The organism is Variovorax sp. GW531-E2, assembly GCF_059423125.1.
This window is the reverse complement of record NZ_JBWKXQ010000060.1, coordinates 15,936-37,297: the sequence shown is the minus strand read 5'-3', so window position 1 is coordinate 37,297 and position 21,362 is coordinate 15,936. Positions and strand designations below refer to the sequence as shown.

Below are 21,362 nucleotides of genomic sequence, written 5' to 3'. Positions count from 1 at the left end.
CGCCCGAAATTCGCTAGGCTGTGGTGGCGCGCGATGCCATCGAGCGCGGAGACAACGCGATGAGCCAAGGCACATCTCTTCGTCTGCATGTACCGGAGCCCACCGGGCGGCCGGGGCACGAGACCGATTTCTCCTACCTGCACCTGTCGCGTGCCGGCGAGGTGCGAAAACCCCCGGTCGACGCATCGCCCGCCGACACCAGCGACCTGGCCTACACGCTGGTGCGCGTGCTCGACGACGACGGCCGCGCCGTCGGCCCGTGGGCGCCGCCGGCCGACCCCGAGCTGCTGCGCCGCGGCCTGCGCGCGATGATGAAGACACGCGCCTTCGACGCCCGCATGCTGATCGCGCAGCGGCAGAAGAAGATCTCCTTCTACATGCAGTGCCTGGGCGAAGAGGCCATCGCCACCGGCCATGCGCTGGTGCTGCAGCAGGGCGACATGTGCTTTCCCACCTACCGCCAGCAGGGCCTGCTGCTGGCGCGCGACGACGTGACGCTGCTGGAGCTGACCTGCGAGCTGATGTCCAACGAGCGCGACCCGCTCAAGGGGCGGCAGCTGCCGGTGTGCTATTCGATGAAGCGGGCCGGCTTCTTCTCGATCTCGGGCAACCTGGCCACGCAGTTCATCCAGGCGGTGGGCTGGGGCATGGCCTCGGCGATCAAGGGCGACACGCGCATCGCCTCGGGCTGGATCGGCGACGGCGCCACCGCCGAGTCCGACTTCCACACGGCGCTGACCTTCGCGCATGTCTACCGCGCGCCGGTGATCCTCAACGTGGTCAACAACCAGTGGGCGATCTCGACCTTCCAGGCCATCGCCGGCGGCGAGGCCACCACCTTCGCGGCGCGCGGCGTGGGCTGCGGCATCGCCTCGCTGCGCGTCGACGGCAACGACTTCCTCGCGGTGCTGGCGGCCTCGCGCTGGGCGGCCGAGCGCGCCCGCAGTAACCTGGGGCCAACGCTGATCGAGTGGGTCACCTACCGCGCCGGCGCGCATTCGACCTCGGACGATCCGTCGCGCTACCGCCCGGCCGACGACTGGGCGCATTTCCCGCTGGGCGACCCGATCGCGCGCCTGGCGCAGCACCTGACGGCGATCGGCGCCTGGTCGCAGCAGGAGCACGCGCAGACGCAGGCCGACATGCAGGCGCAGGTGAACACCGCGGTGAAGGAGGCCGAGCGCTTCGGCTCCATGGCCGACGGCCACGTCGCGGGCGACGCCGCCCTGTTCGAGGACGTCTACAAGGACATGCCCGAGCACCTGAAGCGCCAGCGCGAACAGCTGGCGTCCGAGGGGTGACGGCCATGGCCTCGATGACGATGATCCAGGCCCTGCGCTCCGCCATGGACGTGATGCTCGAGCGCGACGACAACTTGATCGTCTATGGCCAGGACGTGGGCTACTTCGGCGGCGTGTTCCGCTGCACCGAAGGCCTGCAGGCCAAGTACGGCCGCTCGCGCGTGTTCGATGCGCCGATCAACGAGGGCGGCATCGTCGGCTCGGCCATCGGCATGGGCGCCTACGGCCTGCGCCCGGTGGTGGAGGTGCAGTTCGCCGACTACGTCTATCCGGCCTACGACCAGATCGTGTCCGAGGCGGCGCGCCTGCGCTACCGCTCGGCGGGCGACTTCACCGCGCCGATCACCATCCGCATGCCCTGCGGCGGCGGCATCTACGGCGGCCAGACGCACAGCCAGAGCCCGGAGGCGCTGTTCACGCACGTGTGCGGGCTGCGCACGGTGATGCCTTCCAATCCGCGCGATGCCAAGGGCCTCTTGATCGCCTCGATCGAGAACGACGACCCGGTCATCTTCCTGGAGCCCAAGCGGCTGTACAACGGCCCCTTCGACGGCCACCACGACCGGCCGCTGGTGCCCTGGTCGGCGCATCCGCTGGGCGAGGTGCCCGAGGGCTACTACACGGTGCCGCTGGAGTCGGCCACGGTGTTCCGCCCCGGCGCCGACCTGACGGTGATCAGCTACGGCACCATGGTCTTCGTCTGCGAAGCGGCCGCGCGCGAGACCGGCATCGACGCCGAGATCATCGACCTGCGCAGCCTGTGGCCGCTGGACCTGCAGACGCTGGTCGCCTCGGTGAAGAAGACCGGCCGCTGCGTGATCGTGCACGAGGCCACGCGCACCAGCGGCTTCGGCGCCGAGCTGACGGCGCTGGTGCAGGAGCATTGCTTCCACCACCTGGAAGCGCCGATCGGGCGCGTGGCCGGCTGGGACACGCCCTACCCGCATGCGCAGGAGTGGGCCTACTTCCCCGGCCCGGCGCGCGTCGGTGCGGCCTTGCGCCGCGCCATGGAGAACTGAATGGGCACGCTCACGATCAAGGTGCCGGACCTGGGCGAAGGCATTGCCGAGGTGGAGCTGGTGGCGTGGCGCGTGCAGCCCGGCGACACGGTGGCCGAAGACCAGGTGCTGGCCGACGTGATGACCGACAAGGCCACCGTCGAGATTCCCTCGCCGGTCGCGGGCCGGGTGGTCGCGCTCGGCGGCGAGGTGGGGCAGCAGATCGCGGTGGGCGCGGAGCTGATCCGGATCGATGTGGCGGGCGGCGGCGAGGCGCAGGAGGCGGTGCCGGCCGTGTCGGCGGTATCGGCGACGGCGCCTGCAGCGGCGCCTGCACCGGCACCGGCCGAACGCGCGCGCCCCTCGGGCGGCAAGCCGCTCGCCTCACCCGCGGTGCGCCACCGGGCGACGGTCCTCGGCATCGATCTGCGGCAGGTGCCGGGCAGCAGCGCGGACGGCCGCATCCTGCACGAGGACCTCGACGTCTGGCTGCTGCGCCGGTCCGGTCCGCCGGCGCCGGATGCCGCGCGCTACGCCGAGCGCCACGACGAGGAGGCCGTGCCCGTGACCGGCGTGCGCCGCCGCATCGCGCAGCGCATGCAGGACGCGATGCGCCGCATCCCGCACTTCACCTACGTCGAGGAGGTCGACGTGACCGAACTGGAGCTGCTGCGCGCGCGGATCAACGAACGCTGGGGCGGCGAGCGTGCGCACCTGACGCTGCTGCCGCTGCTGGTGCGTGCGGTCGTGCTGGCGGTGCCGCGCTTCCCGCAGATCAACGCCCGCTTCGACGACGAGGCGGGCGTGCTCACGCGCCACGGCGCGGTGCACGTCGGCATCGCGACCCAGACCGCGGCCGGCCTCATGGTGCCGGTGCTGCGCCATGCGGAGGCACGCGACCTCTGGTCGAGCGCGACCGAGATCGCCCGGCTGGCCGACGCCGCGCGCGCGGGCCGGGCCACGCGCGACGAGCTGAGCGGCTCGACCCTCACCGTCACCAGCCTGGGCGCGCTGGGCGGCATCGCCTCCACGCCGATCATCAATGCGCCCGAGGTGGCGATCGTCGGCGTCAACCGCATCGTGCAGCGCCCGGTGATGCTGGGCGGGGCGGTGGTGGCGCGCCGCATGATGAACCTGTCCTCGTCCTTCGACCACCGCGTGGTCGACGGCCAGCTGGCGGCCGAATTCGTGCAGGCCGTGCGGGCGTCGCTCGAGTGCCCGGCGCTGCTTTTCATCGAGTAGCCGCCCCGCACAGGCCTCACCGCCCGGGCGCGCGGCGGGGGTACCCCGTCGACCGGAACGCCCCGGGAATACCCTCTGAACCCCCTGCAATCTTCTTGCCTACAGTTCTTGTATGCAAGAAAAAGCGATCCTTGCATGCAAAACCTCGACACGACAACGACAGGAGATTTCCATGCCTCGCTTTGCCAAATCGCTCTTCGGACAGGTGGTCATCGCACTGGTGATCGGCGTGCTCGTCGGCCTCTTTGCCCCCGAGTTCGCCGCCAAGCTCAAGCCGCTGGGTGACGGCTTCATCAAGCTGATCAAGATGATCATTCCCGTGCTGGTGTTCTGCGTGGTGGTGCACGGCATCGCCGGCGCGGGCGACCTCAAGCGCGTGGGCCGGGTCGGCGTGAAGGCGCTGATCTACTTCGAGGTGCTGACCACCATCGCGCTGGCGATGGGCCTGGTGCTGGCCTTCGTGTTCGAGCCGGGCGTGGGCATGAACGTCGACCCCAAGGCGCTGGACGCCAGCGCCATGAGCGCCTACGCCTCCAACGCCGACAAGCTCACCAGCGGCGGCACGGTCGAGTTCCTGATGAAGCTCATTCCCACCACGGTGGTGGCCGCCTTCGCCACGGGCGACGTGCTGCAGGTGCTGCTGTTCGCGGTGCTGTTCGGCTGCGCGCTCTCGCTGCTGGGCGACCGCGGCGCGCCGGTGGCAGCCGTGGTCGACGCGCTCTCGCTGGTGCTGTTCAAGATCATGGGGATCATCATCAAGCTGGCGCCGCTGGGCGTGCTGGGCGCCATTGCCTTCACGGTCGGCAAGTACGGCATCGGCTCGCTCAAGCAGCTGGGCATGCTGGTCGCCCTCTTCTATGGCGCGGTGCTGGTCTTCGTGTTCGTGGTGCTGGGGCTGGTGATGCGCATGTCGGGCTTCAGCCTCTGGAAGCTGCTGCGCTACCTGCGCGAAGAACTCGCCATCGTGTTCGCCACCACCTCGTCGGACAGCGTGCTGCCGCAGATCATGGCCAAGCTGCGCCGCATGGGCATCCGCGATTCGACGGTGGGCCTGGTGATTCCCACGGGCTACTCGTTCAACCTCGACGCGTTCTCGATCTACATCACGCTGGCGGCCGTGTTCATTGCGCAGGCGACCAACACGCCGATCTCGATGGCCGACCTGCTGACCATCCTGGCGATCGCGCTGGTCACTTCCAAGGGCGCGCACGGCGTGCCGGGCTCGGCCATCGTGGTGCTGGCCGCCACGCTGCATGCGATTCCGGCGATTCCTGCCATCGGCCTGGTGCTGGTGCTGTCGGTCGACTGGTTCATGGGCATCGCCCGCGCGCTGGGCAACCTGATCGGCAACTGCGTGGCCACCGTGGCGATCGCCGCGTGGGAAGGCGACATCGACCGCGAACGTGCCCATGCCGTGCTCGACGGCACCTATTCGCCCGACGACGAGCCGCTGGCCGAGGCGCCCGTGGTAAACACCGGCACCGCCGCTTCCACCGCCCACTGAAAAAAATGCCCGCCGACGTCAGCCCCACCGCCATCGCCGAACGCGTCGTCGAGGCCATCCTCGCGCAGAAGCTCGCGCCCGGCGACCGGCTCGGCGAGCAGGCGCTGGCCGAGAACTTCTCGGTCAGCCGCACCATGGTGCGCGAGGCGCTGATGCAGCTGCAGGCGCGCGGTTTCGTCGAGGTGCAGTCGCGCCGCGGCTGGTACGTGGTGGAGCCCTCGGCCGAAGAAGCGCGCGACGCTTTTTCGGCACGCCGCATCGTCGAAGCCGGCATCCTGGCCGCCAGCGAGGGCCGGCCGCTGGGCCAGGTGATCCGCAAGCTGCGCGACCACATCGCCGACGAGCAGCGCGCCATCGAAGGCGCCGACGCCGCCACGCGCGCCTTCCTGCTGGCCGACTTCCATGTCTGCCTGGCCGAGCAGATGGGCCACCAGCTGCTGGTCGACGTGCTGCGCGACCTCACGGCGCGCACCACGCTGGCGGCCACGCTCTACCAGTCGAAGCACGAGGCCGGGCAGTCGTGCGCGGAGCACGGCGCGATCGTCGCGGCGCTCGAGGCCGGCAACATCGAGCAGGCGCGCCAGCTCATGCTCGACCACATCGGCAATGTCGAACGGGCGCTGGAGGTCGATGCCACCGCCGAGCCCGACGCGCCGAGCCGGCTGCGCGCCACGCTCGCGCCGGTGGCGCTGCCGCGCGCCGCCAGGCGTTGAAGCTGTGCATTTGTGCCGCCATCAGCTATCGATTGCATAGCTGACACCCGCCGCCGGCCCTGCGCCTGCGGCGTTTTTCCTTGGCAACCCTGTTGCGCCGCACAAGGGCGCGCCGGCTGACACGGCGGCGGGTTCCGGCTCGGCTACAGTCCGAGACACTTATGAACTCTCCCCAACTCCAGCGCGGCGTCTTCCTCGCCCTGCTTGCCGCCGTCACCGTCGCCTTTCTGTGGGTGCTGATGCCGTTCTTCGGCGCGGTGCTCTGGGGGGTCGCGCTGGCGATTCTGTTCACGCCGCTCTTCAAGTGGCTGCTCAAGAAGATGCCGGGCCGGCGCAACGTGGCCGCGATGTCCACGCTGGCGATCTGCCTCTTCATCGTGATCCTGCCGCTGGCGATGGTGGGCGTGTCGCTGGTGCAGGAGATCGCGCTGATCACGCAGAGCATCCGCTCGGGCCAGATCAACTTCGCGGCCTACTTCCAGCAGATCCTGAACGCCACGCCGCAGTGGCTGCTGAACATCGTGGAGCGCTTCAACCTGGGCGACATGGCGGCCTGGCAGGCGCGCGTCTCGGCCATCGCGGGCCAGGCCAGCCAGCTCATCGCCAGCCAGGCGCTGGCCATCGGGCAGAACACCTTCGACTTCGTGGTGAGCTTCTTCGTGATGCTGTACCTGCTGTACTTCCTGGTGCGCGACGGCACGTCGCTCTCGAAGACCATGCGCGACGCGCTGCCGCTGGCCAAGCCGCACACGCACTACCTGCTGAACAAGTTCACCACCGTGATCCGCGCCACCGTGAAGGGCAACGTGGCCGTGGCCATTGCGCAGGGCACCATCGGCGGGCTGGCCTTCTGGTTCCTGGGCGTGCAGGGCGCGCTGCTGTGGGCGGTGCTGATGGCCTTCCTGTCGCTGCTGCCGGCCGTGGGCGCGGCGCTCATCTGGGGGCCGGTGGCCATCTACTACCTGGCCACCGGGCACTTCTGGCAGGGCGGCGTGCTGATCTTCATCGGCGTGTTCGTGATCGGCCTGGTCGACAACATCCTGCGCCCCGTGCTGGTGGGCAAGGACACACAGATGCCCGACTACATCGTGCTGATGTCCACCATCGGCGGCATGGCGATCTTCGGCATCAACGGCTTCGTGATCGGGCCGGTGATCGCGGCGCTGTTCATGGCGGCCTGGAGCCTCTTTGCGGACTCGGGCCATGTGGGCACGGGGCACGCGGTCGAAGACGCCGCGCCGGCCGCGAAGGACGGGCAGGACAAGGTCTGACACGGCGCCGCGACTCTCTCGGGTCGCGGCGTTCACTCCCTCTGCGCGCATTTCGCGCGCGCAATCACGCATTCCGTCGCATGACGCTGGGCACCGCCCGGCGACTGCGGGATCGTCGGGCCCTCCACCCACCACGAGGCCTGCCATGCACCTTCCCGCTTTCCTCTCCCGCCCCGCCGCGCGCGGCCTGATCGCCGCTGCCGCGCTCGCCCCGCTCGGCGCCCTGGCCGCCGACCTGAACCTGCGCATCGCCGACGGCCCGGCCGCCGGCGCCACGCTCTACGTCGCGCTGTACAGCGACGCCGCCAGCTACGCCGAGAGCAAGGCCCTCGCCTCGCAGACCGCGCCGATGCGCGAAGGCAAGGCCCGCTTCGTCTTCACCGACCTGGCGCCGGGCCGCTACGCGCTGCGCGTGTTCGCCGACGAGAACGGCAACGGCAAGCTCGACACCAACCTGGTGGGCATGCCGATCGAACGCTACGGCTTCTCGAACGACGCCAAGGGCAACCGCGGCGCGCCCGACTTCGAGGCCGCGGCGCTGCGCATCGACGCCGACGCGCAGGCCGTCATCCACCTGCGCTGAGGAGACACGGCCATGGAACGACGCGAACTCCTGCGCCTGCTGGCCACGGCCGGCGCCCTGCCCCTGCTCGCCCCGCTCGCACGCGCGGCCGGCACCACCGACGACTGGCAAGCCCAGTTCGAAGCCGCCGACGCCCCCTGGAAGATCGGCTTCGCCACGCCCCCGGGCGACCTGCCGCTGACGCGCGCCACCGTGCGCGGGCGCTTTCCCGACGCCGTCGCCGGCACGCTGTTTCGCATCGGCCCGGCCGGCCACGACCTGGGCGGCGAGCGCTACCACCACTGGTTCGACGGCGACGGCATGGTGCATCGCTTCGTGATCGAAGGCGCCGACGTGCGCCACCAGGGCCGCTACGTCGCCACGCCCAAGCGCGTGGCCGAGGTGAAGGCCGGCCGCCACCTCACCGAAGCCTTCGGCACCATGCCGCCGGGCGTGGAGCCGCCCACCTCGGCCGACGCCATCAACGTCGCCAACACCAGCGTGCTGCCGATGCAGGGCGAGGTGCTGGCGCTGTGGGAAGGCGGCTCGGCCACGCGCATCGATGCACGCACCCTCGACACGCTGGGCGTGAAGACCTGGCGCGCCGACCTCGCGGGCATGCCCTTCTCGGCCCACCCCAAGGTCGACCCGGACGGCACCGTGTGGAACTTCGGCGTGAGTTCCGGCCAGAGCCTGCTGGCGCTGTACGAGATCGCGCCCGGCGGCGCGCTGCGCCGCGCGGCCGTGGTGCCGGTACCCGAGCTGCCCATGGTCCACGACTTCGCCATGACCGCGCGGCACCTCGTGTTCCTCATGCCGCCGCTGGTGTACGACAGCAAGCGCAAGGAGGCCGGCGCGAGCTTTCTCGACGCCCACGTCTGGCGGCCCGAACTCGGCATGCGCGCGCTGGTGGTCGACAAGCAGGACTGGGACAAGCGCCAGCTGCTGGAGCTGCCGGCCGGCTTCCTGTTCCACGTCGGCAATGCGTGGGAAGAAGACACACCGCGCGGTACGCGCATCCACATCGACTACGTGCGCACGCAGAACGCCGAGTCGGTGTTCACCAGCAACCGCGAGGTGATGCGCGCACGCCGTGTGCGCCGCAACGAACCGCGCCTGACCGTCGCCACGCTCGACCTGGGAACGGGCCAGGCCACGCAGCGGGAACTGCCGCTGGAAGCCGAGTTCCCGCGCATCGACCCGCGCCGTGTCGGCCTGCGCCACCGCCAGGTCGTGCACGCCACGCAGACGCGCGCCGACGTGCCCGGCTTCGGCGCCGTCGCGCGCACCGACATCGAGAGCGGACGCAGCCAGCGCTTCAGCTACGGCGCGCAGGCCATCGTGGAAGAGCACGTCTTCGTGCCCGACGGCGCCAAGCCGGGCTGGGTGCTGGGCACGGCGCTGGACTTCGGCCGGCAACGGACGGTGTTGTCGTGTTTCGCCGCCGATCACCTCGCCGCCGGGCCGGTGGCGCAGGCGACGCTGCCTTACGCGCTGCCGCTGGGGTTGCACGGCGCCTTCGTGAAGGCCTGAACGCCGCCCGTTCAGGCGGCTTTCGCGATCGGGATCGTCAGGCCCCGGTGCACCTCCGCCTCGCCGTGCCTGGCCAGCAGCTGCATCAGGTGCTTGCGGATCAGCATGCCCGGCCGGTCGGACTCCATCGAATACTCCACGCCGCGCCGCCGCGTGTCGACCAGCGCATCGGGGTCGGTCGATTCGAGGATGTCCTTGTCCTCGCGCGTGATCTCCTCGTCGAAGTCGATCAGCATCTGCGCCGCGCAGTCGGCCTCGGTGTCGTTGCGGAACAGCCACTGGCACAGCTGCATGCGCCCGTCGTCGATGGGCGTGAAGCAGTTGATGATGATGTGGCGGATGCCGCTCGGGTACTCGATGTCGAGCCGGCGCGCGAACGGCAGGAAGTAGGCGTTGCGCATGTGGCGCGTGGTGATCGCATCGGTCACGCCGCTGATCGCGTGGAACTTCACCGGGTTGGTCGCTTCGATCACCGTCTCGGCGTAAAAGCCCGACTCGTTTTCCACCAGCTCGTACTTGCTCGGCTTCGGGCTTGCGGCCACACCGAAGGTGGCGCGGTGCACGAAGCTGAAGTGCGAGTTGTCGAAGGAATTTTCGAGCGCGCGCATCGGGCTGGTCTGCCACTCTTCGTAGAACTGGAAGATGGTGCGGTAGCCCGGATCGTCGAACTCGGGAATGGCCGGGATGTCGGCAATGGGCTCCTCCAGCGCCACCCAGGCGTAGCCGTAGCGCGCGGTGCAGGGGTAGGCCGTGGTCTTGTACTCGGGCGAGATCGTGCGGTCGGGCTCGTACTGCGGAATGCGCACCACCTGGCCGCTGCGGTCGTAGGTCCAGCCGTGGTAGCCGCACTGGATCGCGCCCTGCCCGCAGGCCTTGCCTTCGCCGTCCACGCACCAGCCCTTCGAAAGCTTCGCGGTGCGGTGGCAGCAGCGGTCGCGCAGGGCAGCCGGCTGGCCGTCGGCGTCGAGGAACAGAACGATGTCTTCGCCCAGCAGCCGGAAGGGCTTGGGGCCGTGGGCCAGTTCGGTGAGCGGCATGACGGCATGCCAGAACTTGCGGAAGACGGGTTGTCGGGTGACGAGCATGGGCGAACTCCTTCGTTGTTGCGTGGGGGGACGAACGTGAAAGAGCAATTTCCTGCTTCGTCGGCATGCCTGATGAAAGGCATGCGCGAGGCTGAACGCTTCTACTCTGCGCCGATCGACTCGCAATTAGCGCGCCCGGATTGTGGCGCGCCCTTGTCGCGCGTCCAAGCCCCGCGCCGCGATGCCCGAGCGCCGCACCCTGGCATGCCTCATGCAAGACAGCCGGCAAGAGTAGAAGCGTTCAGCAGCGCACGCACCATCCCCGTGCGCCCGCCCGGAAATTGCTCTTGAGGCGCCTCCCGCCCGCGGTGGGAGGCATCCGTCAAGACCACCGACTCCGAGGCCCCACCATGCAACGCCGATCCTTCCTTGCCGCCGCTGCCGCCACCCTCGCCGCCCCTGCCGTGTTCGCGCAGGGCGGCAAGCTCACACCGCTCAAGTTCACGCTCGACTTCCGCATCAACGGCCAGACCGCGCCCTTCTTCCTGGCGCAGGCCAAGGGCTACTACCGCGACGAAGGGCTGGACGTGACGATCGACACCGGCGCCGGCTCGGTCGCGTCGATCACGCGCATCGCGAGCGGCGTGTACCAACTGGGCCTGGGCGACATCAGCTCGCTGGTCGAGTTCAATGCACAGAACCCGGGCACGCCCGTGGTGCAGGCCGTGTACCAGTACTACAACCGTGCACCGTTCGTGATCATCGGGCGCAAGGACCGCGGCGTGACCAGCGACTTCAAGAGCCTCACCGGCAAGAAGGTGGCGGCCGCCGCCGTCGAGTCCACGCGCCGCGCCTGGCCGATGGTGGCGCGCCGGCAGGGCATGCGCGGCGATGCCTTCCAGTGGCAGACCACCGACTTCAGCGCGCGCGACAACGTGATGGTGCGCGGCGACGTCGATGCCGCCACCTACTTCCACGACTCGGCCGTCTCGCTCTTCGCGCGCATGAAGGCAGACGAGCTCTCGGTGCTCAAGTATTCGGATGCGGGCGTCAACCTGTACGGCAATGCGGTCCTGGCGAGCAGCAACCTCATCGCGCAGAACCCGAAGGTGGTGGCGGCTTTCTTGCGCGCCACCAACCGCGCCATCGTCGAGACCTTTGCCAACCCCGTGCCCAGCATCGCGGCCATGCGCCAGCGCGAACCGATCCTGGACGAGAAGGTCGAACTCGAACGCTGGGGCCTCACGGCGCAGTACGTGGGCGCGGCGGACACGCGCGGCCACGGGCTGGGCGACATCCGCAAGCTCACGCTCGAACAGCAGGTCGACGAGGTGGCCGACACCTTCGGCCTGAAGACGCGGCCCTCGGCCGACGCCCTCTTCAACGGCGCGATGCTGCCCGCGCGCAGCGAGCGCCTTCTTCCCGCACCCAAGGCATGAACCTTCCTGACAACGCCATTCCCGCCCTCCCCGACGAAACCACGCTCGACGAGCGCGACGGCCGCTACCTGCGCAAGGCCATCGTGTGGTCGCACGCCGCGCGCCGGCGCGGCAACCGGCCCTTCGGCTCGGTCATCGTCTCGGCCGCCGGCGAAGTGCTGGCCGAGGCCGCGAACAGCAACGCCGAAACCGGCGACTGCACCGCGCACGCCGAAGTGAACGCGCTGCGCGCGCTGGCCGGTCGCGGCCTCACGCGCGAAGAACTGGCGGGCGCCACGCTTTATGCCTCGGGCGAGCCCTGCGTGATGTGCGCGGGCGCGATCTTCTGGTCGAACATCGGCCGCGTGGTGTTCGGCATCGACGCGCAACGGCTGCGCGTGTTCCGTGGCGAACGGCAGGACCAGCGCGACGCGGAGCTGTCGTGCCGCGACGTGTTCCGCGCCTCGCCGCATCCGATCGAGTGCATCGGGCCTGCGCTCATCGATGAAGCGGCTGCCGCGCACGACGGCGCCTGGAAGACCTGAGCCGGCGCACTAGACTCCCCGCATGCCCTGGCACGCCCGTCTCCACCTCGCCTACCAAAAAGAAGCCGACCGCAGCGTCGCCCGTTTCCGCCACGACGGCCCGCTGCGCATCCTGCAGAGCCTTTACCCCGAGGGCGATGCCGTGTGCCACAACGTGCTGGTGCATCCGCCGGGCGGCCTCGTGGGCGGCGACACGCTCGACATCGACATCGAAGCCGCCGACGGCAGCCACGGCCTGATCACCACGCCCGGCGCCTCGCGCTTCTACCGCTCCGAAGGCGAGACCGCGCTGCAGCGCACGCGCATCCGCCTCGCACCGGGCGCGCGGCTCGAATGGCTGCCGCTCGAGGCCATCTGCTACAGCGGCTGCCAGGCCGAGAACCGGCTCACCCTCGAGGTCGCACCGGGCGCCGAGATGATCGGCTGGGACGTGTGCGCACTCGGCCTGCCGAACGCCAACCAGCCCTTCGAACGCGGCACCTACCTGCAGCACATCGAGGCGCCCGGCGTGTGGCTGGAGCGCGGGCGCATCGACGCCAGCGACCACCGCCTGCTGCAAAGCCCGCTGGGCCTGGGCGGCCACCGCTGCCTCGCCTCGCTGTTCGTCGTGGCCGGCTCGCCGATGGCCAAGGCACGGCGCGAAGCCCTGCTGGCGCAGGCGCGCGGGCTGCTCGAAGCGCACGAACTGCACGAGAGCGCGGGCGCGACCAGCCCGCATGCGGAAGTGGTGGTGCTGCGCGTGCTCGCGCCGGTGGTCGAGCCCGCGATGCAGCTGCTGCGGCAGGTCTGGCAGGCGTGGCGCGGCGAGCTGTGGCAACTGCCGGCGGCCACGCCGCGCATCTGGGCGACCTGAGACGCAGGCGGCCGTCGCCGCTACTGTCGTGTCTTCAGGCGGTAGGTGCCGTTGAACGGATACGGGGACGAACCGTTCTGCCCCACCGCCTGCACGTCGACCGTCAGCGTGTGGCCCGAGAAAACGAGCGCGCCCGTGAGGCGCGGCCTGCGCTCCTTCTCGTAGTGCTCCCGCAGCCGGAGGTCGACAGGGTGCGTGGAAGGCGCCTTCTTCTCGGCCGCCTTGTCGAACTCGCTCACCTCGTACACCGAGGCATCGGCTGCGTCGACGCGCCCCTCGATCGACGGCACCCGGATGCGGGATTCGAGTTCGTAGCTGCGGTGGAAGATCAGCGACACAGGGTCATGCACCATCAAGCCCCGGGTGGCGTAGAGCGTGACCTCGTAGCCGTCGGCGGTCCGGGTGACGGTCGCGTCGGGCTTGTTGCCTGTTGCCGTGCACCCGGCCAGCGCAAACACGAGCGCGAACAGGAGCCAGGACACGGTGCGCATCAGTCGGTCCGCGGGATAAGGAGTGGGCATGCAACGGCGCGCTCGTGAAGGAGCGCCGAGTATGGCCGCACAGCCCCCGCCATCAACCGCAGGCGATCTTTCCGGACGGCGCGCTGCGCAGCCTGTTGAGAAACGCCAGCTGCACCCTGGCCGTTTCGCTGCCCTGCCCGGCGGCGCGCAGCATCCACGTGCGCGCCTCGCAGCGGTCGGCCTTCACGGCCGATCCGTACAGCGTGGGCCCCGTCAGCAGCACCATGCCCAGCATCTCCTGCGCCTCGGGATGGCCTTCGGTGGCGGCCTGGCGCAGTTGCTCGAGCATCGTGCGGTAGTCGCGTGCGGCCTGCGCTTCGAGGGCGAGCTGGTAGCGCTGCTCGGTCTGCAGGTCGACGTTCGCGTCGAAGGGCTTGGCCGCCGCGATGGCGGCGACGAGGCACAGCACGCCTGACAGGACAATGCGCCAGCGCAGCGACCAACTGGCGATCTGGTTGAGTTCGGATGACATCGGTTTTTTCTCCACGAATTGCGTGGCACCGATGGTCCCGCGAAGGCGCGCGCAGGAGAAACTGGAATTCACGCAGGACGCCTCAGGCGCCGCCTGAGCCCTGCGCGAAATTCGTTCAGAACATCGCCAGCACGGCCGCGTTCACCGCATAGCCGCCGGCCGTCAGGAACACGAACAGCAGCGCCCCCAGCTTGAGCGGTTGCGCCCCGGCCTTGCGCAGGCTGGCGGCGCTGGTGCGCAGGCCCATCGCGGCCATGGCGGTGGCGAGCAGCAGCGTGTCGAGCTGCACGAGCCCGGCGACGAGTGCGTGCGGCAGCACGTCCAGCGAATGCACGGCGCTCACGGCGATGAACAGCACGGCGAACCATGGCACGCGCACCTGGCGCCAGCACGCGCCCAGGCTCGCCGCGCCCGGCGTCGAGGCCGCCACGCGGAACGACAGGCCCATGAGGAACGGCGCCAGCATCATCACGCGCAGCATCTTCTCGACCACCGCCGCGTTGGCCGCGCCCGGGCTGACGGCCTCGCCCACCGCGACCACCTGCGCCACCTCGTGGATGGTGGAACCCGCGAAGAGACCGAAGGCATGTTCCGTGAGCCCGAGGTACGGATAGACCAGTGGGTACGCCACCATCGACAGCGTGCCGAACACCACCACCGTGGCGACGGCGATCGACACCTTGTGCTCTTCGCCGCGCACCACGGGCTGCGTCGCCATCACGGCGGCGGCGCCGCAGATGGCGCTGCCCGCGCCGATCAGCGCGGCGGTCTCGCGGTCGAGCCCCAGCCAGCGCGTGCCGATGCGCACGGCGAGGCCGAAGGTCAGCGCCACCATCGCCATCGCGATCAGCACGCCGGGCCAGCCGACGGCGCCGATGTCGCTCAGCGAGATGCGAAAGCCGTAGAGCACGATGCCCGCGCGCAGCAAGGCGCTGCGCGCGAAGTCCACGCCCGCGCCGGTGCGCTGCGACACCGCGGGGAACACCGTGTTGCCCGCCACCATGCCCAGCGCGATGGCCAGCGTGAGCGCGCTCAGGCCCAGGTGCACCATCGGCGGCCATTCGGCCAGCAGCGCGGCGGCAGCGGCCAGCAGTGCAGACAGCAGCACGCCGGGGCCGCAGCGGCGAACGAAGGAGAAACCGGGCAAGGAGGCGGCAAGGGAGGACATGGACCCGACTTTAGGAATCGACACCCCATGAGTCAAAGACATAAACTTCACCGATGCATGAAGTTAAGTTATGACCCTGAACCTGCATCTGGTGCGCCTGTTCGTCGCCGTGGCCGAAGCGGGCAGCTTCTCGCGCGCGGCCGAGGGCCTGTGGATCAGCCAGCCGGCGGTGTCCAAGGGCATCCGCGAGCTGGAGCACCAGCTCGACCTGACGCTCATCGAGCGCGGCGCGGGCAAGGGCTTTCGGCTCACGGAGGCCGGCGCGTCGCTGCTCACACATGCGCGCGGCATCTTCGCGATGGAGCGCGCGGCACTGGACGACGTGCGTGCGCGCGTCGGCGTGCAGCGCGGCAGCCTCACGCTGGGCGCCAGCACCACGGTGGCGAGCTACTGGCTGCCGCCGCAGATCGCGGCCTTCTGCGCGGCCTTTCCGGCGGTGGTGCCGCGCGTCACGGTCGGCAACACGCAGTGGGTGTGCGAGCAGCTGCTCGAATGCCGCATCGACCTCGCGCTGGTCGAGGGCCGCGTGGACGAGGAGCGCGTGGAGGTGCGCGAATGGACCACCGACCCGCTCGCCATCGTCGCGCCGCCCGATGCCGCCCTGCCCCGGCGCGGCGTGACGGCCGCGCTGCTGGGTCGGCAGAACTGGATCCTGCGCGAACCGGGCTCGGGCACGCGCCAGGCCACCGAGGCGCTGTGCGCGGCGCACGGCATCGATGCGCCGCCGTGGATGGAAATGGCGAGCAACGAAGCCATTGCGCGCACCGTGGCCAGCGGGGTCGGCATCTCGATGCTGCCGCGCGTGGTGGTGGCCGACATGCTCGCGCTGGGCACGCTGCGCGAGCTGAAGCTGCCGGGGGCGGTGCTGTCGCGGCCGCTGTACCGGCTGGCGCTGAAGAACCGGCCGCTCTCGCCGGCGGCGCTGCGGATGGCGCAGATCCTCGACGCCTCGTGACATGAAAAAAGGGCGCACCGTGTGCACCCTTTTCGTTGTCAACCGGCTGCCGCTAGCAGCAGCGGCCCTTGCCCGCGCCGTAGCGCGCCTCGAGCCGCTCGCGGAAGAATTCCTCGTAGCTCATCGGCGCCCGGTCCGGGTGGGTGGCCGCCATGTGCGTCAGGTAGACGTCGTAGTCGGGCAGCCCGACCATGAGCCGCAGCGACTGCTTGATCGAGCGGGCGATGTAGCGCCCGGCTTCCGGCATGGCGAGGCCCATGGCGTGCTTGCGTCCGGTCAGTGGGCGGCGGACGAGGCCGCGCCCATCGCCTCGAACGGCGTCTCCTGCGTGGTCGGCCGGTTGGCGGCGCGGGCTGCCAGGCAGGCCTTGATGCTGTAGACCAGCACGCTCAGCACCACGAAGATGAACAGCGCGCACAGCGCCGCGTCGAGCCGATCGTTGAAGACGATGCGCGACATGGCTTCGGGCGTCTTGGCCGGCGCGATCAGCACGCCGTTGGCCAGGCCGTCGGCGTACTTGGCCGCGTGCGACAGGAAGCCGATCTTCGGATCGCTCGAGAAGATCTTCTGCCAGCCCGCCGTCAGCGTGCAGGCCAGCAGCCACACGGCCGGCGCCGCCGCCACCCAGGCGTAGCGCTCGCGCTTCATGCGGAACAGCACGACCACGCCCAGCATCAACGCCACCGCGGCCAGCATCTGGTTGGAGATGCCGAACAGCGGCCACAGCGTGTTGATGCCGCCCAGCGGATCGACCACGCCCTGGTACAGGAAGTAGCCCCAGGCCGCCACGCACAGCGCGGTGGCGATCAGGTTGGCCGGCAGCGAGTCGGTGCGCTTGAGCGCGGGCACGAAGCTGCCCAGCAGGTCCTGCAGCATGAAGCGGCCGGCGCGCGTGCCGGCGTCCACTGCCGTGAGGATGAACAGCGCCTCGAACAGGATCGCGAAGTGGTACCAGAAGGCCATCATGGCCTGCCCGCCGATCACCTGGTGAAGGATGTGGGCCATGCCCACGGCCAGCGTCGGCGCGCCGCCGGTGCGCCCGAGGATGGTGGTCTCGCCCACGTCCTTGGCCGTCTGCAGCAGCATCTCGGGCGTGACCACGAAGCCCCAGCCGGAGATCGTTGCCGCGGCCTGTTGCACCGTGGTGCCGACCAGCGCGCCCGGGCTGTTCATCGCGAAGTAGATGCCCGGCTCGATGCACGAGGCCGCCACCAGCGCCATCACGGCGACGAACGATTCGGCCAGCATGCCGCCGTAGCCGATGAAGCGCGCGTGGCGTTCGTTGTCCAGCATCTTGGGCGTGGTGCCCGAAGAAATGAGCGCGTGGAAGCCCGAGACGGCGCCGCAGGCGATGGTGATGAACAGGAACGGGAACAGGCTGCCCGACCACACCGGGCCGTTGCCTTGTGCAAACTGCGTGATGGCGGGCATCTGCAGCGTGGGCATCACGACCACGATGCCGATGGCCAGCGCGATGATCGTGCCGATCTTCAGGAAGGTCGACAGGTAGTCGCGCGGCGCCAGCAGCAGCCACACCGGCAGGCTGGCGGCCACGAAGCCGTAGCCCACGAGCATCCAGGTGAGCGCCTTGCCATCGAAGGTGAAGGCCGGGCCCCACACCGGGTGCTGGCTGACCCACTGGCCGCCGAAGATGGCCGCCATGAGCAGCACGAAGCCGATCACCGACACCTCGCCGATGCGGCCCGGGCGGATGTAGCGCAGGTACACGCCCATGAACAGCGCCACCGGAATCGTCGCGGCCACCGTGAAGCTGCCCCACGGCGATTCGGCCAGCGCCTTCACCACGATGAGGGCCAGCACCGCCAGGATGATGATCATGATCATGAAGGTGCCGAACAGCGCGATCATGCCGGGCACCACGCCCATCTCCTGCTTGACCAGGTCGCCCAGCGAACGGCCGTCGCGGCGCGTGGAGATGAACAGGATGATGAAGTCCTGCACCGCCCCCGCGAACACCACGCCCGCCAGCACCCACAGCAAACCTGGCAGGTAGCCCATCTGCGCGGCGAGCACCGGGCCCACCAGCGGGCCGGCGCCCGCGATGGCCGCGAAGTGGTGGCCGAACAGCACGTTCTTGTCGGTCGGCACGTAGTCCAGGCCGTCGTTGTGGCGGTGCGCGGGCGTCTTGCGGTTGGCGTCCAGCCCCAGCACCTTGTCGGCGATGAACAGGCTGTAGTAGCGGTAGGCGATCAGGTAGGTGCAGAGCGCGGCGGTCACGACCCACAGGGCGTTGATGCTCTCTCCCCGGCTCAGGGCCACGGTGCCCAGCGCAAAAGCGCCGAGCACGGCCACGGCCAGCCACACCAGATGGCGGCGAATGTTGGGCATGCGGATGTCTCCTCGATATGAACCGGGCGAGTGTTCCCCGCCCGCCGCCGGGCCGCATCCGTCGGACTGCGCGGGCCGGGCGGGTGGAATTGCCTAATGGATAACCCCTATCCGCGCCCGGATCGCCTCCGCCGGACGGCCGCCGGAAGCACCGCAAATCCGTTGCGCTCACATTAGATGTGATAAATTCACATTCACTAACAATGTGAAACATCTCTGACGAGTCCACGATGACCCAGCATTCGCAGGCACGCACAAGCGGCGGCTTCACATTGATCGAGGTCATGATCACGGTGGCCATCGTGGCCATCCTGGCGTCGATCGCGCTGCCCAGCTACCAGCAGTACATCGTGCGATCGAAGCGCTCGGCGGCCCAGGCGCAGATGATGGACATCGCCAACCGGCAGCAGCAGTTCCTCATTGCCAACCGCGGCTACGCCGACAAGACGGCACTGACTGCCAGCGGCTACAGCCTGCCCGCCGAAGTCAGCAGCAACTACAGCTACGACGTCGCGCTGCAGGAATCCGGCCCGCCCACCTTCGCGATCACCTTCACCGCAATCGGCAGCCAAGTGGGCGACGGCAACCTCGGGCTCACCAGCGAAGGCGTGAAGACGCCGTCCAACAAATGGTGAGCCCCGCCCTGCGGCGCCAGCGCGGCGCCACGCTGATCGAGGTGCTTGTCACCCTGCTCGTGCTGGCCTTCGGCCTGTTCGGCCTCGTGGGGCTGCAGGCCCGGCTGCAGGCCTCCGAGATGGAGTCGTACCAGCGCTCGCAGGCGCTGATCCTGCTCAACGACATGGCCAACCGCATCGCCATCAACCGCCGCGTGGCGGCCAGCTACGCCACCAGCGCACCGCTGGGTGGCACCGATGCCTGCCCCACCGGCACCGGCACGCGCCAGCAGATCGACGCCAAGGAGTGGTGCAACGCGCTGCAGGGCGCCGCCGAGTTCTCGGGCAACGACAAGCTGGGCACCGTGATCGGCGGGCGCGGCTGCGTGGAAGACATGGGCAACAACGAGTACCTCGTGACGGTCGCCTGGCAGGGCCTGGGGCCGATCTCGGCGCCGCCGGCCGGCGTGGCCTGCGGCAAGGACCTCTACGACGGCGGCACCGGCTCCAAGTGCATCAACGACCTGTGCCGCCGCACCGTGACCACGCTCGTGCGCATCGGATCGCTCTCATGAACCCGCGCCCCACCGCACGCCGCGCCCAGCGCGGGCTGACGCTGATCGAGCTGATGGTGGCCATCACCATCATGCTCATCGTGATGGCCGCGCTGCTCACGCTGTTCCTCAACGTGAGCGGCTCCCAGCGCGAGATGGAACGCGTCAACCGCCAGATCGAAACCGGGCGCCTGAGCATCTTCGTGCTCGAGAACGAGATCTCGCACGCGGGCTTCTGGGAAAACTACATGCCCGAGTTCGACGACCTCACGGTCAGCGCCGCGCCCACGCACGTGCCCACCGGCAACGTGCCCGACCCGTGCCTGGCCTACTCGGCGGCGAACTGGACCGAGGACTACAAGCGCCAGCTGCTCGACCTGCCCGTGCAGGTCTACAGCAGCGTGCCGGCCACCTGCACCGACCTGCTGACGCACCACAAGACCGGCACCGACATCCTAGTGGTGCGCCATGCCGAAACCTGCCTGCCCGGCACGCCCCATTGCGACGCCGACGTGGCCGGCGCGATGTACTTCCAGTCGTCGCTCTGCGGTACGCAAAAGCCCTCGTCGTTCGACCTCTCGACCGGCGCCTTCGACCAGATGTTCCTCAAGGACTGCACCAGCGCCTCGCCCAAGCGCAAGCTGGTGGCCGACATCTACTACGTGCGCGACTACGCCGAGGCCGTGGGCGACGGCATTCCCACGCTGGCACGCTCGCGCTTCGACCTGGTGGGCGGCACGCTCGCGCAGCAACCGCCCACGGCGCTGATCGAAGGCGTCGAGGGCTTTCGCGTCGAGCTCGGCCTGGACACGCTGAGCAAGACCGGCGCCGCCGTCAACTACACCCAGGCCATCGCCTGGGCCGATCCGGCGAACAAGTCCACCCCGTCCAACCGCGGCGACGGCAGCCCCGACGGCGCCTTCGTGCACTGCGGCGCGACCTGCACCGCCGACCAGCTGGTCAACGCGGTGGCCGTGAAGCTGTATGTGCTCGCGCGCGCCACCACCATCTCGCCGGGCCACACTGACACGCGCAGGTACCAGATGGGCGCCGCGACGCTCGCGCCGTTCAACGACCACTACAAGCGGCACGCGTTCGCGACCACCGTGCGCCTGACCAACGTCACCGGCCGGAGGGAAACGCCATGAAGCCACGCGTGCACGCCGGCCGCTCCACCCAGACCCAGCGCGGCGCCGCGCTGATCATCGGGATGATCATGCTGCTGCTGATCACGCTCGTGGTCACCGCCGCCTTCAACCTCAGCGGCGCCAACCTCAAGGCCGTGGGCAACCTGCAGACCCGCAACGAAGCCGTGGCCGCCGCCAACCGCGCGATCGAGGAGGTCGCGGCCAGCCTGCTGGTGCCCGGCAGCGACGGCACCCCGTCGCTCGCGCCGCCGCAGGGCACCGTGAGCATGGTCGACATCAACAACGACGGCGTGAACGACTACACGGTCACCGTCGCCCCGCCCGTGTGCGTGCGCGCCACCAAGGCCGTCGACAGCGGCGGCGGCGGCAGCACGGGCCCGGGCGGCATCACGGGCGGCGCGTCCAGCAGCGGCTCGGGGCTCGCGGCCCTGCCCGACCAGTACAACGCCGTGTGGGACATCAGCACCACCGTGACCGACGCCACCCCCGGCGCCACTGGCACCACCACCTCCGTGCGCCAGGGCGTGCGGGCGCTGCTCAACAAGGCGCAGTTCGAAGCGCTGTGCGCGCCGCCGCCGGTCGCGCCAGCCGAACCCGCGCCGGCCGCCTCTTGAAC

The 21,362-nt window shown here is 69.7% G+C and carries 22 protein-coding genes; 16 read left to right on the top strand and 6 right to left on the bottom strand.

Annotated features, from left to right (window positions below):
* Positions 1-59 precede the first annotated feature (59 nt).
* The 8 genes from AC07XP_RS26115 (at position 60) to AC07XP_RS26080 (ending at position 9,124) form a co-directional block, all read left to right on the top strand.
* The gene (locus AC07XP_RS26115) at positions 60-1,301 is read left to right on the top strand and encodes a 3-methyl-2-oxobutanoate dehydrogenase (2-methylpropanoyl-transferring) subunit alpha (protein ID WP_062472232.1); all 1,242 of its coding nucleotides are present in this window, start codon (positions 60-62) and stop codon (positions 1,299-1,301) included.
* Between the two features lie 5 nt (positions 1,302-1,306).
* Positions 1,307-2,320, top strand: a complete 1,014-nt coding sequence (locus tag AC07XP_RS26110) for an alpha-ketoacid dehydrogenase subunit beta (RefSeq protein ID WP_495266316.1) — start codon at positions 1,307-1,309, stop codon at positions 2,318-2,320.
* Positions 2,321-3,541: a dihydrolipoamide acetyltransferase family protein gene (locus AC07XP_RS26105; RefSeq protein WP_495266315.1), complete on the top strand. Its 1,221-nt coding sequence runs from the start codon at positions 2,321-2,323 to the stop codon at positions 3,539-3,541.
* A 172-nt stretch (positions 3,542-3,713) separates the two neighbouring features.
* Positions 3,714-5,045, top strand: a complete 1,332-nt coding sequence (locus tag AC07XP_RS26100; protein WP_062472092.1) for a C4-dicarboxylate transporter DctA — start codon at positions 3,714-3,716, stop codon at positions 5,043-5,045.
* Positions 5,046-5,050: 5 nt separating this feature from the next.
* Positions 5,051-5,758: a GntR family transcriptional regulator gene (locus tag AC07XP_RS26095; RefSeq protein WP_062472095.1), complete on the top strand. Its 708-nt coding sequence runs from the start codon at positions 5,051-5,053 to the stop codon at positions 5,756-5,758.
* Positions 5,759-5,919: 161 nt separating this feature from the next.
* Positions 5,920-7,029: an AI-2E family transporter gene (locus AC07XP_RS26090; RefSeq protein ID WP_495266314.1), complete on the top strand. Its 1,110-nt coding sequence runs from the start codon at positions 5,920-5,922 to the stop codon at positions 7,027-7,029.
* Between the two features lie 145 nt (positions 7,030-7,174).
* Positions 7,175-7,612, top strand: coding sequence for a DUF2141 domain-containing protein (locus AC07XP_RS26085; protein ID WP_495266313.1), 438 nt, complete (start codon positions 7,175-7,177; stop codon positions 7,610-7,612).
* Positions 7,613-7,624: 12 nt separating this feature from the next.
* Positions 7,625-9,124, top strand: a complete 1,500-nt coding sequence (locus AC07XP_RS26080; protein WP_495266312.1) for a carotenoid oxygenase family protein — start codon at positions 7,625-7,627, stop codon at positions 9,122-9,124.
* An 11-nt stretch (positions 9,125-9,135) separates the two neighbouring features.
* Here the strand turns inward: AC07XP_RS26080 and AC07XP_RS26075 are convergent, their stop codons facing one another.
* Positions 9,136-10,209, bottom strand: coding sequence for an aromatic ring-hydroxylating dioxygenase subunit alpha (locus tag AC07XP_RS26075; protein ID WP_495266311.1), 1,074 nt, complete (start codon positions 10,207-10,209; stop codon positions 9,136-9,138).
* 350 nt (positions 10,210-10,559) lie between these two features.
* On the opposite strand from AC07XP_RS26075, the gene AC07XP_RS26070 reads away from it, so the two are divergent.
* Genes AC07XP_RS26070 through AC07XP_RS26060 form a run of 3 tightly spaced genes read left to right on the top strand, consistent with a single transcriptional unit; the run spans position 10,560 to position 12,965 of the window.
* Entirely contained in the window at positions 10,560-11,588 is a 1,029-nt protein-coding gene (locus AC07XP_RS26070; RefSeq protein ID WP_495266310.1) for an ABC transporter substrate-binding protein, read from the top strand.
* On the top strand, positions 11,585-12,112 hold the full coding sequence (locus tag AC07XP_RS26065; RefSeq protein WP_390345864.1) for a nucleoside deaminase: 528 nt from the start codon (positions 11,585-11,587) through the stop codon (positions 12,110-12,112). Before AC07XP_RS26070 ends, AC07XP_RS26065 begins: the two co-directional genes overlap by 4 nt.
* Before the next feature lie 22 nt (positions 12,113-12,134).
* Positions 12,135-12,965: an urease accessory protein UreD gene (locus AC07XP_RS26060; RefSeq protein ID WP_495266309.1), complete on the top strand. Its 831-nt coding sequence runs from the start codon at positions 12,135-12,137 to the stop codon at positions 12,963-12,965.
* Positions 12,966-12,985: 20 nt separating this feature from the next.
* Here AC07XP_RS26060 and AC07XP_RS26055 read toward each other — a convergent pair whose 3' ends face one another.
* The 3 genes from AC07XP_RS26055 to AC07XP_RS26045 all read right to left on the bottom strand — a co-directional run bounded on the left by AC07XP_RS26055 (position 12,986) and on the right by AC07XP_RS26045 (position 15,126).
* The gene (locus tag AC07XP_RS26055; protein ID WP_495266308.1) at positions 12,986-13,486 is read right to left on the bottom strand and encodes a hypothetical protein; all 501 of its coding nucleotides are present in this window, start codon (positions 13,484-13,486) and stop codon (positions 12,986-12,988) included.
* 52 nt (positions 13,487-13,538) lie between these two features.
* Positions 13,539-13,958, bottom strand: a complete 420-nt coding sequence (locus tag AC07XP_RS26050) for an SEL1-like repeat protein (protein ID WP_062472119.1) — start codon at positions 13,956-13,958, stop codon at positions 13,539-13,541.
* Between the two features lie 115 nt (positions 13,959-14,073).
* On the bottom strand, positions 14,074-15,126 hold the full coding sequence (locus tag AC07XP_RS26045; RefSeq protein WP_495266307.1) for a YeiH family protein: 1,053 nt from the start codon (positions 15,124-15,126) through the stop codon (positions 14,074-14,076).
* 70 nt (positions 15,127-15,196) lie between these two features.
* Between AC07XP_RS26045 and AC07XP_RS26040 the strand changes: the two genes are divergently transcribed.
* Entirely contained in the window at positions 15,197-16,081 is an 885-nt protein-coding gene (locus AC07XP_RS26040) for a LysR substrate-binding domain-containing protein (protein ID WP_369631816.1), read from the top strand.
* A gap of 52 nt (positions 16,082-16,133) precedes the next feature.
* On the opposite strand, the gene AC07XP_RS26035 is transcribed toward AC07XP_RS26040, so the two are convergent.
* On the bottom strand, positions 16,134-16,340 hold the full coding sequence (locus tag AC07XP_RS26035; RefSeq protein ID WP_062472123.1) for a YbdD/YjiX family protein: 207 nt from the start codon (positions 16,338-16,340) through the stop codon (positions 16,134-16,136).
* A 17-nt stretch (positions 16,341-16,357) separates the two neighbouring features.
* Positions 16,358-18,430: a carbon starvation CstA family protein gene (locus tag AC07XP_RS26030; RefSeq protein WP_095744137.1), complete on the bottom strand. Its 2,073-nt coding sequence runs from the start codon at positions 18,428-18,430 to the stop codon at positions 16,358-16,360.
* A 230-nt stretch (positions 18,431-18,660) separates the two neighbouring features.
* On the opposite strand from AC07XP_RS26030, the gene AC07XP_RS26025 reads away from it, so the two are divergent.
* From AC07XP_RS26025 to AC07XP_RS26010, 4 genes are read left to right on the top strand one after another with little or no spacing between them, the layout of a single operon-like run.
* The gene (locus AC07XP_RS26025) at positions 18,661-19,065 is read left to right on the top strand and encodes a type IV pilin protein (RefSeq protein WP_495266306.1); all 405 of its coding nucleotides are present in this window, start codon (positions 18,661-18,663) and stop codon (positions 19,063-19,065) included.
* Entirely contained in the window at positions 19,059-19,619 is a 561-nt protein-coding gene (gene pilV / locus AC07XP_RS26020) for a type IV pilus modification protein PilV (protein ID WP_354343249.1), read from the top strand. Before AC07XP_RS26025 ends, pilV begins: the two co-directional genes overlap by 7 nt.
* Complete coding sequence (locus AC07XP_RS26015; RefSeq protein ID WP_495266305.1) at positions 19,616-20,746, top strand: PilW family protein; 1,131 nt, start codon at positions 19,616-19,618, stop codon at positions 20,744-20,746. Before pilV ends, AC07XP_RS26015 begins: the two co-directional genes overlap by 4 nt.
* Complete coding sequence (locus AC07XP_RS26010; RefSeq protein ID WP_495266304.1) at positions 20,743-21,360, top strand: pilus assembly PilX family protein; 618 nt, start codon at positions 20,743-20,745, stop codon at positions 21,358-21,360. Before AC07XP_RS26015 ends, AC07XP_RS26010 begins: the two co-directional genes overlap by 4 nt.
* Positions 21,361-21,362: the final 2 nt, after the last annotated feature.

Coding starts and splice junctions, on each gene's coding strand:
- AC07XP_RS26115 (WP_062472232.1), top strand. CDS start 60: ATGAGCCAAGGCACATCTCTTCGTCTGCATGTACCGGAGCCCACCGGG.
- AC07XP_RS26065 (WP_390345864.1), top strand. CDS start 11,585: ATGAACCTTCCTGACAACGCCATTCCCGCCCTCCCCGACGAAACCACG.
- AC07XP_RS26110 (WP_495266316.1), top strand. CDS start 1,307: ATGGCCTCGATGACGATGATCCAGGCCCTGCGCTCCGCCATGGACGTG.
- AC07XP_RS26070 (WP_495266310.1), top strand. CDS start 10,560: ATGCAACGCCGATCCTTCCTTGCCGCCGCTGCCGCCACCCTCGCCGCC.
- AC07XP_RS26010 (WP_495266304.1), top strand. CDS start 20,743: ATGAAGCCACGCGTGCACGCCGGCCGCTCCACCCAGACCCAGCGCGGC.
- AC07XP_RS26085 (WP_495266313.1), top strand. CDS start 7,175: ATGCACCTTCCCGCTTTCCTCTCCCGCCCCGCCGCGCGCGGCCTGATC.
- AC07XP_RS26095 (WP_062472095.1), top strand. CDS start 5,051: ATGCCCGCCGACGTCAGCCCCACCGCCATCGCCGAACGCGTCGTCGAG.
- AC07XP_RS26105 (WP_495266315.1), top strand. CDS start 2,321: ATGGGCACGCTCACGATCAAGGTGCCGGACCTGGGCGAAGGCATTGCC.
- pilV (WP_354343249.1), top strand. CDS start 19,059: ATGGTGAGCCCCGCCCTGCGGCGCCAGCGCGGCGCCACGCTGATCGAG.
- AC07XP_RS26060 (WP_495266309.1), top strand. CDS start 12,135: ATGCCCTGGCACGCCCGTCTCCACCTCGCCTACCAAAAAGAAGCCGAC.
- AC07XP_RS26055 (WP_495266308.1), bottom strand. CDS start 13,486: ATGCCCACTCCTTATCCCGCGGACCGACTGATGCGCACCGTGTCCTGG.
- AC07XP_RS26030 (WP_095744137.1), bottom strand. CDS start 18,430: ATGCCCAACATTCGCCGCCATCTGGTGTGGCTGGCCGTGGCCGTGCTC.
- AC07XP_RS26075 (WP_495266311.1), bottom strand. CDS start 10,209: ATGCTCGTCACCCGACAACCCGTCTTCCGCAAGTTCTGGCATGCCGTC.
- AC07XP_RS26090 (WP_495266314.1), top strand. CDS start 5,920: ATGAACTCTCCCCAACTCCAGCGCGGCGTCTTCCTCGCCCTGCTTGCC.
- AC07XP_RS26100 (WP_062472092.1), top strand. CDS start 3,714: ATGCCTCGCTTTGCCAAATCGCTCTTCGGACAGGTGGTCATCGCACTG.
- AC07XP_RS26015 (WP_495266305.1), top strand. CDS start 19,616: ATGAACCCGCGCCCCACCGCACGCCGCGCCCAGCGCGGGCTGACGCTG.
- AC07XP_RS26025 (WP_495266306.1), top strand. CDS start 18,661: ATGACCCAGCATTCGCAGGCACGCACAAGCGGCGGCTTCACATTGATC.
- AC07XP_RS26040 (WP_369631816.1), top strand. CDS start 15,197: ATGACCCTGAACCTGCATCTGGTGCGCCTGTTCGTCGCCGTGGCCGAA.
- AC07XP_RS26050 (WP_062472119.1), bottom strand. CDS start 13,958: ATGTCATCCGAACTCAACCAGATCGCCAGTTGGTCGCTGCGCTGGCGC.
- AC07XP_RS26035 (WP_062472123.1), bottom strand. CDS start 16,340: ATGGGCCTCGCCATGCCGGAAGCCGGGCGCTACATCGCCCGCTCGATC.
- AC07XP_RS26080 (WP_495266312.1), top strand. CDS start 7,625: ATGGAACGACGCGAACTCCTGCGCCTGCTGGCCACGGCCGGCGCCCTG.
- AC07XP_RS26045 (WP_495266307.1), bottom strand. CDS start 15,126: ATGTCCTCCCTTGCCGCCTCCTTGCCCGGTTTCTCCTTCGTTCGCCGC.